The organism is Acinetobacter sp. YH12106, assembly GCF_013418995.1.
GTDB classification, from domain to species: Bacteria; Pseudomonadota; Gammaproteobacteria; order Pseudomonadales; family Moraxellaceae; genus Acinetobacter; species Acinetobacter pseudolwoffii.
This window is the reverse complement of the sequence record NZ_VPAV01000003.1, coordinates 59,707-70,831: the sequence shown is the minus strand read 5'-3', so window position 1 is coordinate 70,831 and position 11,125 is coordinate 59,707. Positions and strand designations below refer to the sequence as shown.

Sequence of the window (11,125 nt, the reverse complement as noted above, 5' to 3'; positions counted from 1 at the left end):
CTACCTCATCTCACTTTAAAAGTTAAACGTGTTTGACGCTTCTTATCGGTGGCATCCATGATGTACTTGGTACCATTCTTGAAGTAATAGACGTATGGATTTTTAGGGTCTTGCTCTAAAGGGAGATCCAAGAAGAAGTCTTTGTCAGATCCGCCATAGTTGCGGGCATTGCGAGAGTTGAAGCTCTCCAGCTGCTCACGGAATGCTTTTTCACCTACCGTATGCGGCCGTAGCACAACTGATTTGCTTCCGAAGAATCCCCCTGAGGTGAACTTGCCCCCTGTGACATTCTTAGCAGCTCTATTAAAAAGCTCTTCATCAATAGTTTTATTTAAAATATTGCCCTTTGTATCAGTCACCTTCTCAGCTTTTTGAACCAAATAAGCATAGTTGGCTTTGATTGAATCCAGATAGATTTGAAAGTCAGGTTTACCTGGTGAAGTAATACCGGCTAAATACGTTTCTGTTTGCTTTGTTAAACCGTTTTCATCTACTTTGACCAAGCCTTTTTCAATCAGATCCTGACCGGTAATAATCTGGCCAGCAATATCTTGTAGACCCCTGTTATTGAGTGAAGCGGATAAACGATATGAGCCACTTTCACCAGCAATACTGTTGATCATGTCTCTAGATGCATTGGCATTGCCAGCACTAGATTTATAGAGGCTAGTCACTAAATTCAACTTATCGCCTGGTCTAGCTTTTTCCCAGAACTGCTTTAATTCAGATTGTTGTTGAGTAGAGAAAGGATTTAACGACCCTACTGTGCCGTTCAATACATTGTTCGCGTGAATAGATTTAATATTCTTGGATAGAGCTGTAATCGCTTCGGGATTGCCACTTAAAATTGCATGAGTAGGTACTACTGTCAGCTCTTGGCCAGTCTTGATTGAGTACGCCAAGGTAGAGTTATTCTTCTCATAGCCCAGCATATTTTCATGCGTTTTAGACAGAAGGTTTAACTTCCAGCTCACGTCAGTAGCGTTATCTTGCGCCGTATTTTGAGCTTCTGAGCGCTTTTTACTGAGATAGGCTTCACGCTCATCTGCACCTAAACGCATGAACTGTTGTACTTCAACCAAAGCCCCGCTGTACTGAACAAACTCAGATTCTTTCCCTGTGCCCTTAACACGTGCTAAACGGGATTTAATCACGTCTTCACTTGGGATCAAGCCTGTTTCAATATCTGCCTTCATCTCAGTGACAGCATCTTTTGCATCATCTTCTAACTGCTTTTGCTGTAAGGCAACTGCCCGGTTATTCTGATCGATTTGACTTGATACCCGTCCACTCCAGTAGACGGCCTGCTCTTGAGTTAAATTAGGGTGTTTTGCTATTACAGCCTCAGGAGTGGATAGTTCAGTCAGCTTTTCGTTGTCTGACTTATTTCCCAAATAAAATGTGGATACATCATTGCCGGCCCGACTATTTTTGTACTCGTTAAAAGTATCTTGGACATGCGCTAAGGGTAAATTTTTGGACTGTGCATACAAAGCCATACCACTCCAAACATCCTGCTCAGAAGCATCTGGATTTTTGAGATAGTTTTCTCGCATATCCTTTAATTTTACAATAGCCTGTTGCTGCTCCGACTTCTGCGCGATCGGCAAATACTTCGATGCACTCTGGTAGGAATGCTGCTCAAAATAATTATTAAAGTTCTGCTCAAACTGTTTAGGTATTAGGTCTTTGTACTGACCCTTGATTGTTTCTAAGCTCTTTTGGCGTTGAACTACGGCGTCATCATAGGCAATTGCACCACTTTGCATTTTAAGCAAAAGATCATCATCCACTACACTGATGTCCGCCCCAACCTTAGAGGATTGCAATGCAAAATCAGCTTTAGCTTTTTTGTCCTGCTCTTGTTGCTGTTGTGCAGCATATTGCACTGCAACCTGGGAGACATTCTGTAATGCACCTGCGATCATCTGGCCGGATTGATCTTGAGGCATTTGGATGCGACCAGCTTGTGGCATCGCATTACCAAAATTACCCATTGGGATTTTAGCCATTTTATTTCTCGAAGTAATTTACTCAATACTTCAAAATTAAATGGTTATGTGTCCTCAAAAAATGGGTATATTTAGTCCAGAAAAAAGGAGCCTAAATAGCTCCTATCTCTCGACTAAAATCAGGCTGTACGCTTCGTTTGATGAAAGCAACGATTGATATTTTTCACTCCAGACTTACGACCAATAAAAAGCGATTCCAGCACACGTTTTATAAACTGGATCTTCTTCACGATCTGTCCTAACTCAAACTCGAATGTATTCCGGTTAAGGAGGCGTTTAAATTCTTGATCAGGATCCAAATAATGTGCCGTAATAATTAAAGTATTCGGACAGCTATTCAAGTTAATTAAAATTGTATAGAGATGATTATAGTAAAAAGCTCTATTGTTCTTAGCTGTTAAGTAAGTGAGGCGATGGATCAGTTCTTCCAAGTGAGAAGCAACTTTTAGTAAATGATCTTTATACTCAACATTGAACAACTGTGCTGGTTCCTTGCCATTAATCTCTCTTCGAAACTCATCAATCAAGTATTCAATCCCATTACATAGCTGGATTGATCTTTCCATATCATCACAGTCTAAAGGCTTAAAGGCCGGAACTGTTGGTCGTTGCATGCTTATATGCTCCAGTTATTAATTCTTGGGATATCTTGGTTTGTTTTATCAGTGAGAGCTTTCCAAAGCTCAATAAATGCTTCTCCTACTTCATAGTGAGGAGTGGCACCACGTGCCCAGTCGGCCACACCAGCAGATCCAGCCATTGGTAATAGATACGCAATCTTTTCGTTAGTCATTTCATGATGTTTTTTTAGCTCATCAATCATGTTTTTATAATTAGGTGCGCCGTACTTCACTTCTGCTTTGAGAAAAAGAAGATTTTTGGATACTTCAAAATTACTAAGCTCAATATAAATCCCCATACTTCCGCCTATTACGTTTAATACATTTAGATAAATAAGATCACTTAGTGGCCTGGTATAAATGGACTTATTCAGGCCACTGAATTGGATTCCTACGTCTTAACTTTTAGCTTAATCACTTCCAGCCACCAGTAGTATTTGATGATGCTGCACTCGTAATTGCAGCTTGCTGTTGTGCAGTAGCTTTTGCTTTTCTAACATCGACGACCCCATTCGCACCTGCAGCAACCATGTTAATTGGTGTCGTAATTCCTGCCATCATCGCGTTACGCCCATACACACTGGCTTCCGCCTGTAACCGCTGAGAATTGTTATAACCGGTGATCTCGGCCATATTTGCATCATAGTTACCATCAAGTTCAATCTGGTCGTTGATTACTACGGCGGTACCTTCGTGCACATCAAGGCCATTTTCTGCAGCTGCCGCACGCGCACGTGACTGCACTTTATCCTTTTCCTTGCGAATCCGTTCAGCTTCCAGTCGACCACGTGCAAGCTGTGCTTTCCCGTCCGCTTCAGCCTGCTCTGATGCATGCTTGTTACTTTGATAACTTGAATACCCTGTAAGTGCGGTACCTGCCACTGCTGCTACTGCTGCTACTGCTGCCCAGGTCATGATATGAACTCCTCAATGCTGCGACCTATAGAAATTAAGAATTCTTCTTCCTTCCCTTCCGGAACAATTACTTCTTTTTCAATTTCTTCTAAATCTATGCTTTCAGTCGGGTGGATCGTCATGCAGGTGGAATCTTCATGAAAGTAAGCTACTCGCTTTGTTCCTGGCATGGTTCGCTGAATACATGGTGCTTGAATGTGCTCTACGCCGTTTTCAGTTAGTACACTTAAGCTACCTGTTAAAAATAGAATGAAGTGTTCAGTACGGTGCATTTTGCTTACAACTAAAGTCCCTGCTTTGGCCTTAAATTCCCTTACATAAACCTTGTTGCCAAAATGATGAACTAACCCTGTGTCTGCCTTTTCAAGGTCTCCAGATTCAATCTTTTGCTCTAGTTCATTCTGCAAGCTAATGGCAGCGCCTACATAAGATTGCTTGTAAGCCCCACCCATTACGTAAGCTAAGAAATCTGTATCCCCTGGTGAGATAATTTCACTCATATCTATTCATCCAATTTCTAATCATTAATGGCAATTTAGAACGCTTAAAGTCCTCAAAAAATGGGTGAATTTGGATTTAAATTTCTGCGGAGTGAGATTTCGTAAGAGTACCAAGATCGACAAAACGCGCGCGCGCGCGAGGGAGACCGCAAAACACTATATTTTTAGCCTTCAACTCCACCTAGTAATCAATGCCATCCTTCAATCTCCGTTTATCAATACGGCGTATCCAAGCAGGTCAAATCATACTTTCAGTTCGAATCCCTGTTTAGGATTCGAACCCACGTCCCTCTCAATTTTCATCAACACAAAGTACTTCTATAAATAAGGATACAAATAGGGATACTAATCAAAAACAGAAACAATCAAACCCAATAATACAAATACATACAGCTTATAGTTCTATTCGCGCAGGGCGCACATATTTTAAATATGTGAACTAATTAACAAAAAATTTAAGCAATAATTCAATATATTTATATTTTTTTAACTTAATCACTATCTTATTTAATTTAAATATTTTCAATTACTTATATCATTAAATTACTTTTCAATTAGTATTTTTACTCTAATTTGATGTTTTTTTGAACTACTCATTCAAAGTAGAGCATTTACTCTTTTTTTTATTGTGTTATTTTTGTCACATGGAGTAACAAATCAGCCATTGAAGGCATAGGAATGACTCCAAAAACAATACCAAGCAAATACCGAATAAATGTTTGAAACCCAAATTTGTACCTCAAGGGAAGATGAAGAATGAAATTAAAAACGCTTAGTACAGCAATGATTTTAGCAACGTTACCAATGACAGGTGCATTTGCTGCTGCTATGGATCGTTCAGGCCAGTCAATGGCTGCTTTTTTACAGCCTGGTAATTATTTCGAAGCGGGGATTTCTGTTTTAGATGCAGATGTATCGGGTAAAGAAGCTGGTGAAACAGCTACCCGCCGTGATATTGATGACATGGCAGAAAGTTATTATTTCCCGAATGCAGCGCTCAAAATTCAAGCGACTGATAAATTCTCAATAGGTTTACTATACGATCAACCTTTTGGCGCAAAAGCTAAATACACAGGTGATAATGCTTTTGTATCAAACTATGGTACAGATACAGTTCTTCCAAGAGCATTATTAAATGGATTGATTAATCAGCGTATCGTGGATGGTGCTAATGCTCAAGTTCCAGGAAGTGGAATTCCAACACTCGAAGGTACCCAAGCAACTATAGATGGCTTAATTAACAACATACCCGGTTTTCAAAGTACATCTAACAATCTTCTAGATGTATATGAAGAGCTTGTAACACTACGAGATAGTGGATCATTATCAGCCCCATTGCAAGCTGGCGTAGAAACCACTATTAGTAACTTAGAAGCTAATGGTATAGGTGCAGTATCTAACAGCAGATTCTTATTAGGTGAAGGAAATACAGTTGTCGATTTAAAATCACAAAATCTTTCATTAGTATTTGGTTTCCAACCGACAGCAAATTGGAATTTGTATGCAGGTGCTGTATATCAAACTATTGAAGGTGATTTAAGCTTACGCGGACAAGCTTATAGTATTTATAATGGTTATGATGCAACGCTTCCTGAAACTGATGCTTGGGGTTGGTTAGCAGGCTTTGCATATCAAATTCCAGAAATCGCATTAAAAGCGTCTGTAACTTATCGCTCTGAAATCGAACATGAAGCAAACGCTAAAGAATCTTTACCTTCTCTAGCTGCATTATCACTAATTGGTGCTGAAGAAAGTATTGAGGTAATTGAAAATGCAAGTGGTAAATCTAAATTTACCACTCCTCAATCTGTAAACATCGATTTGCAATCAGGGATTATGCAAGATACGGTTGCATTCTTAAATGTTCGTTGGGTCGATTGGTCTGAATTTGCACTTCGCCCACTTAAATTTGGTATGTTAAGTGAAGTCGTAGGTCAATTAGATTCCGTAAATCGTCCTAATGGTTTTGATATTGTTAAATACGATAAGGATCAATGGACTGCTACTGCAGGTGTAGGCCGTAAACTTTCAGAAAAATGGGCTGGGAATGTATCTGTAGGTTGGGACTCAGGTGCTGGCAATCCAATCACTACACTTGGTCCAACTGATGGCTACTGGAATGTTGGTTTAGGCGTTCAATACAGCCCTGCACCAAATTACTTTATTGCCGGTGGTGTTAAATACTTCTGGTTAGGTGATGCAGAATCACAAACTGCAGCTCAAGTAGGTGAAGACAACCGTATCGTAGGTGATTTTAAAGATAATAACGCAATTGCTTATGGTCTAAAAATTGGTTACCGCTTCTAATATCTAGAACTTTAAAAAACCACCTTCGGGTGGTTTTTTTATTGTTTAAAATTTATTTTTATACACTTGTAAACTATCTGATGATTTAAACATCAATTAATTTTTAATTAATTTATGTGTCATTTCAGTCAATCCATATAAATAAAATATTATTTAATTCACATATTTAACCTTATATTTTTAGTACAAAAACTCTAACCCCTCCTATTTTAATTACTGATCAGTTCAAATCTTCATCAAAGCCTAGCATTTACTCTTTTTAATTTTATGTTATTTTTCCACAACTTTTTAATATGTTTATGCAACATTATCAGGGAAGAGCCATGAAGCTTAAGCCAATCTCTACTGCAATATTACTTGCAACACTCCCAACTTCAGCAGTGTTTGCTGGCGGTTTAGACCGTTCTGGTCAGTCTATCCAGGCATTTTTACAGCCGGGCAACTATGCAGAAGCGGGTATTTCAATTTTAGATCCTGATGTTTCAGGAACTTCTAAAACTTCCGGTTTTGAAGGCGAGAAAATCAGTGATATGGCTGATGATTACTCTTTCATTAATGCGGCAATCAAAGTTCAAGCAACTGATAAAATTTCCTTAGGTCTGATTTATGACCAACCTTTTGGTGCAGATGCACAATATGATGCAGCTACTAATTCATTTGGAAATGGCTCAGAAGGTACATCAGTTGAAGTTAAAACTCAGAATTTAACAGCCCTTATAGGATATCAACCTACAGAAAACTGGAATTTTTATGCTGGTCCAGTTTGGCAAACGGTAGAAGCGGATATTAAATTACGTGGTCAAGCTTATAGTGTTCTTAGTGGCTATAACATTAAGCTAGAAGAAGAGGAAGCATTTGGCTGGTTAGCTGGTTTTGCTTATCAAATTCCTGAAATTGCGTTAAAAACGTCTATAACTTATCGTTCAGAAATTAAACATGATGCAAGTTCTCATGAAACATCTTTACTTCCTCAAGTTGCACAAGATCCTCGCGTATCTCCTGGACTTACAGCAGAACAAAAATATGCATTCCCACTGTTAGGTCATATTGATTCCAAAGTTAATGCAACAACTCCTCAGTCGGTAAATATTGATTTCCAAACTGGCGTCGCGCCAAATACACTTGCGTTCGCAAATGTGCGCTGGGTACATTGGGATCAGTTTACCGTCAGCCCGCAACTACTTAACACATTAGGCCAAGATCTAATTTCATATTCAGATGACCAATGGTCTGCAAATGTCGGTGTAGGCCATAAATTCTCAGATAAATGGTCTGCTTCTACTTCAATCGGTTGGGACTCTGGTGCAGGAAACCCAGTAACAACACTTGGTCCAACAGAAGGCTTTTGGAGTCTTGGCTTAGGTGCACAATATAGCCCTGCTGCAAATTACTTTATTCAAGCCGGTGTTAAGCATCTTTGGTTAGGTGATGCGCAAGCACAAACTGGCGGAAATCCAGTTGGTGAATTTGAAGATAATAATGCTTGGGCATATGGCATGAAAATCGGTTACCGTTTCTAATCAATTGATTCAATAAAGAAAGGGCGCTTAAAGCGCCCTTTCTTATGCACTTAAATTATTTAAGCTGGAATATCACGAACTGAAGCCTTACGAATCGCTTCTTTCAATGCTTCATAACCATGAATTGGTGGGAATTGCGGAAATTCAGCAATGACGTTTTCAGGTGCATCAAATAGGAAACCTGCATCCGCTTCACTGAGCATGGTCGTGTCATTATATGAATCGCCTGCTGCAATCACTCGAAAGTTCAAACCATGCAGTGCTTTAACAGCTTGACGTTTTTGATCGGGCTGACGAAGTTTATAGGCAGAGATCATGCCGGCTTCATCTGTTTCTAATTTGTGACAGAAAATAGTCGGCCAATCCAACTGTTTCATGAGTGGGTGTGCAAATTCATAAAAGGTATCTGATAAAATAATTAATTGAAAATGCGTATTGACCCATTTTATAAATTCTTTTGCACCTGGGAATGGCCCCATTTCTGCAATCACAGCCTGAATATCATTTAAGCCTAAACCGTGCTGTTTGAGAATATTTAAGCGTTGTGTCATCAGCACATCATAGTCAGGAATATCACGAGTCGTTGCTTCAAGCTCTTTAATCCCGGTTTTTTTAGCAAAATTAATCCAGATTTCTGGAACCAACACACCTTCTAAATCTAGACATACGACTTCCATGAACATTCCCTCTAAGTTGTATTGAAAAAATTTTGCACTATCATAGCTGAAGAAACAGATTTTGCACTGTACTTTTTTAAATCTATTTTTTTAATAAGTATTTATTTTTTAGTGATAAGTCAATTAAATCAATTCTATTAAAATAGATGTGAAATTAACTAATATAGGCCATGTCCTTTCTAAGCCTATATCGCCAGGACTCTCATGACCATCATTCCTACTATTGATCGTATTGATGCACTTGCATCTGAATATGCAGATAAATTGCCCAATGAAATTTTGGCACTTGCACTGAGCCAGCAAGGTGAAATTGCGATTTCATTTTCTGGTGCTGAAGATGTTGTATTGATTGATATGGCGTCACATCTCGGTAAACCATTCCGGGTATTCAGTCTGGATACTGGACGTTTACATGCAGAGACCTATCAGTTTATTGAGCGGGTGCGTAAGCATTACAATATCGAGATTGAAATCTGCTTCCCCGAAACTGCAGACGTGCAAAATCTAGTGACGACAAAAGGTTTATTCAGTTTCTTTGAAGATGGCCATCAGGAATGTTGCGGTATACGCAAGGTTCAACCACTGCGTAAAAAACTGGCCACGCTGGATGGCTGGATCACCGGTCAGCGTAAAGACCAAAGCCCGGGTACCCGTAATGAAATTCCTGTGGTTCAGGCAGATCCAGGTTTTTCCGGTCCGGGTAAGCAGCTGATCAAATACAATCCTCTGGCCAACTGGTCCAGTGCAGATGTCTGGAGTTATATCCGCATGATGGAAGTCCCTTATAATGCCCTGCATGAGAAAGGTTTTGTTTCAATCGGCTGTGAACCCTGTACCCGCCCTGTCCTGCCGAATCAGCATGAACGTGAAGGCCGCTGGTGGTGGGAAGAAGCCACGCATAAAGAATGTGGTCTGCATGCCGGCAACTTGCAAAAATGATCTAGCATAACCATCGACTCGTCGGTGGTTTTTTCATAAACCAATCATCTACAGAAAAATCAGTACCTTTCCGTGGCAAAATCGCTATACTTTGTAATGTCAATATTAATAATTCTAACAAGGTTGTTCGGATCAGAGCAGCTGAAGAAAGTGCAGTGAGGCAATCTACGCTATGCGTCCATTACATCCAATTGATTTTATTTTCTTAACTTTAGAGAAACGGCAGCAACCTATGCATGTAGGTGGGCTATTTTTATTCCAAATTCCCGAAAATGCACCAGCTTCCTTTATTCAGGATCTCGTCACTGATATTCAAAACTCCAAATCATCGCCGATTCCACCTTTTAATAATTATTTAAATGGCCTGTTTTGGGATGAAGACCAAGAATTTGATTTAGATCATCATTTTCGTCATATTGCCCTGCCGAAACCGGGTCGTATCCGTGAATTGCTCACTTATATTTCACAAGAACATAGTGCGCTGATTGATCGTGCCAAGCCTTTATGGACCTGTCATATTATTGAAGGAATTGAAGGTAATCGTTTTGCCATGTATTTCAAGATCCATCATGCGATGGTGGACGGAATCGCCGGCATGCGTCTGGTCGAAAAATCGCTGTCGCATGATCCGGATGCCAAAAGTATTGTGCCACCGTGGTGTGTTGAAGGGCCACGCGCCAAACGCCTTAAAGCACCTAAGGTCAATGCTTTTAAAAATGTCCTGCAAACCATTAAAGGCCAACTAGAATGCGCACCACGCGTCGCTTATGAGCTGTCTCAGACCGTTATGAAGGATATGGGGCGCAATCCGGATTATGTGTCCAGTTTTCAGGCACCAAGTTGTATTCTGAACCAACGTGTCAGTGCTTCGCGTCGTTTTGCGGCACAATCCTTTGAATTTTCACGTTTACGGCATATTTCTAAAGCATTGGGCGTCACGATTAATGACATGGTACTGGCCATCTGTTCAGGTGCACTACGTGAATATTTACTATCACAAAACGCTTTACCGAAAAAACCATTAATTGCTATGGTTCCGGCCTCGGTTCGAAGTGATGATTCGGATGTTTCCAATCGCATTACCATGATTCTGGCCAATCTGGGCACCCATAAAGAAAATCCTCTGGAACGTCTCAAAATTGTACGTGGCAGTGTACTGAGTGCCAAGGAACGTTTTAAACGCATGAATGCCAATCAGATTTTAAATTATAGTGCCTTTGTCTATGGTGCAGCCGGTCTGAACATTGTATCCGGTTTAATGCCAACGCGCCAGGCATTTAATGTGATTATTTCCAATGTACCCGGCCCTCAGGAACCGCTATATTGGAATGGTGCACGTCTCGAAGCGCTTTATCCAGCCTCAATTGTACTAGATGGGCAGGCTTTAAACATTACCATGACCAGCTATCTGGACAAACTGGAAGTCGGCTTAACCGCATGCCGTAATGCCCTGCCGAAAATGCAGAATCTGCTGACGCATCTTGAAGAAGAAATCCAGCGTTTTGAACGAATTGTAGATGGTGAACCTGTCCCAAAGTTACAGGCGGTGAGCTAGCCGCAGATCAATAAATAGAATATATAAACTGAAAAAAGTGTTGATCATTTTTGCCAGTCTTTGAGCACAGAATGAAGGGA

General features: G+C 40.2%; 10 protein-coding genes. 4 read left to right on the top strand and 6 right to left on the bottom strand.

The window, feature by feature from the left end; translation table 11 throughout:
- Window positions 1–5: 5 nt before the first annotated feature.
- From FTU45_RS04280 to FTU45_RS04260, 5 genes are all read right to left on the bottom strand, one after another.
- On the bottom strand, window positions 6–2,012 hold the full coding sequence (locus FTU45_RS04280) for a hypothetical protein (protein ID WP_180075990.1): 2,007 nt from the start codon (window positions 2,010–2,012) through the stop codon (window positions 6–8).
- Window positions 2,013–2,131: 119 nt separating this feature from the next.
- The gene (locus tag FTU45_RS04275; protein ID WP_180075989.1) at window positions 2,132–2,626 is read right to left on the bottom strand and encodes a hypothetical protein; all 495 of its coding nucleotides are present in this window, start codon (window positions 2,624–2,626) and stop codon (window positions 2,132–2,134) included.
- 2 nt (window positions 2,627–2,628) lie between these two features.
- Window positions 2,629–2,931, bottom strand: coding sequence for a hypothetical protein (locus FTU45_RS04270; RefSeq protein ID WP_180075988.1), 303 nt, complete (start codon window positions 2,929–2,931; stop codon window positions 2,629–2,631).
- Window positions 2,932–3,046: 115 nt separating this feature from the next.
- Entirely contained in the window at window positions 3,047–3,547 is a 501-nt protein-coding gene (locus FTU45_RS04265; protein ID WP_180075987.1) for a hypothetical protein, read from the bottom strand.
- On the bottom strand, window positions 3,544–4,047 hold the full coding sequence (locus FTU45_RS04260; protein ID WP_180075986.1) for a hypothetical protein: 504 nt from the start codon (window positions 4,045–4,047) through the stop codon (window positions 3,544–3,546). The genes FTU45_RS04265 and FTU45_RS04260 overlap by 4 nt, the downstream gene beginning before the upstream one ends.
- A gap of 756 nt (window positions 4,048–4,803) precedes the next feature.
- Between FTU45_RS04260 and FTU45_RS04255 the strand changes: the two genes are divergently transcribed.
- Both FTU45_RS04255 and FTU45_RS04250 read left to right on the top strand, forming a co-directional pair.
- Complete coding sequence (locus FTU45_RS04255) at window positions 4,804–6,354, top strand: outer membrane protein transport protein (protein ID WP_180075985.1); 1,551 nt, start codon at window positions 4,804–4,806, stop codon at window positions 6,352–6,354.
- Between the two features lie 323 nt (window positions 6,355–6,677).
- A complete protein-coding gene (locus FTU45_RS04250) occupies window positions 6,678–7,874 on the top strand; it encodes an OmpP1/FadL family transporter (protein ID WP_180075984.1) in 1,197 nt (398 codons plus the stop codon).
- Window positions 7,875–7,933: 59 nt separating this feature from the next.
- Here the strand turns inward: FTU45_RS04250 and thrH are convergent, their stop codons facing one another.
- Entirely contained in the window at window positions 7,934–8,551 is a 618-nt protein-coding gene (gene thrH / locus FTU45_RS04245) for a bifunctional phosphoserine phosphatase/homoserine phosphotransferase ThrH (protein ID WP_180075983.1), read from the bottom strand.
- A gap of 204 nt (window positions 8,552–8,755) precedes the next feature.
- Here thrH and FTU45_RS04240 point away from each other — a divergent pair, with 204 nt between their 5' ends.
- On the top strand, window positions 8,756–9,490 hold the full coding sequence (locus FTU45_RS04240) for a phosphoadenylyl-sulfate reductase (RefSeq protein ID WP_180075982.1): 735 nt from the start codon (window positions 8,756–8,758) through the stop codon (window positions 9,488–9,490).
- A gap of 172 nt (window positions 9,491–9,662) precedes the next feature.
- Entirely contained in the window at window positions 9,663–11,045 is a 1,383-nt protein-coding gene (locus FTU45_RS04235) for a wax ester/triacylglycerol synthase family O-acyltransferase (protein ID WP_180075981.1), read from the top strand.
- The last annotated feature ends 80 nt before the right edge of the window (window positions 11,046–11,125 follow it).

Coding starts and splice junctions, on each gene's coding strand:
- FTU45_RS04280 (WP_180075990.1), bottom strand. CDS start 2,012: ATGGCTAAAATCCCAATGGGTAATTTTGGTAATGCGATGCCACAAGCT.
- FTU45_RS04275 (WP_180075989.1), bottom strand. CDS start 2,626: ATGCAACGACCAACAGTTCCGGCCTTTAAGCCTTTAGACTGTGATGAT.
- FTU45_RS04270 (WP_180075988.1), bottom strand. CDS start 2,931: ATGGGGATTTATATTGAGCTTAGTAATTTTGAAGTATCCAAAAATCTT.
- FTU45_RS04265 (WP_180075987.1), bottom strand. CDS start 3,547: ATGACCTGGGCAGCAGTAGCAGCAGTAGCAGCAGTGGCAGGTACCGCA.
- FTU45_RS04260 (WP_180075986.1), bottom strand. CDS start 4,047: ATGAGTGAAATTATCTCACCAGGGGATACAGATTTCTTAGCTTACGTA.
- FTU45_RS04255 (WP_180075985.1), top strand. CDS start 4,804: ATGAAATTAAAAACGCTTAGTACAGCAATGATTTTAGCAACGTTACCA.
- FTU45_RS04250 (WP_180075984.1), top strand. CDS start 6,678: ATGAAGCTTAAGCCAATCTCTACTGCAATATTACTTGCAACACTCCCA.
- thrH (WP_180075983.1), bottom strand. CDS start 8,551: ATGGAAGTCGTATGTCTAGATTTAGAAGGTGTGTTGGTTCCAGAAATC.
- FTU45_RS04240 (WP_180075982.1), top strand. CDS start 8,756: ATGACCATCATTCCTACTATTGATCGTATTGATGCACTTGCATCTGAA.
- FTU45_RS04235 (WP_180075981.1), top strand. CDS start 9,663: ATGCGTCCATTACATCCAATTGATTTTATTTTCTTAACTTTAGAGAAA.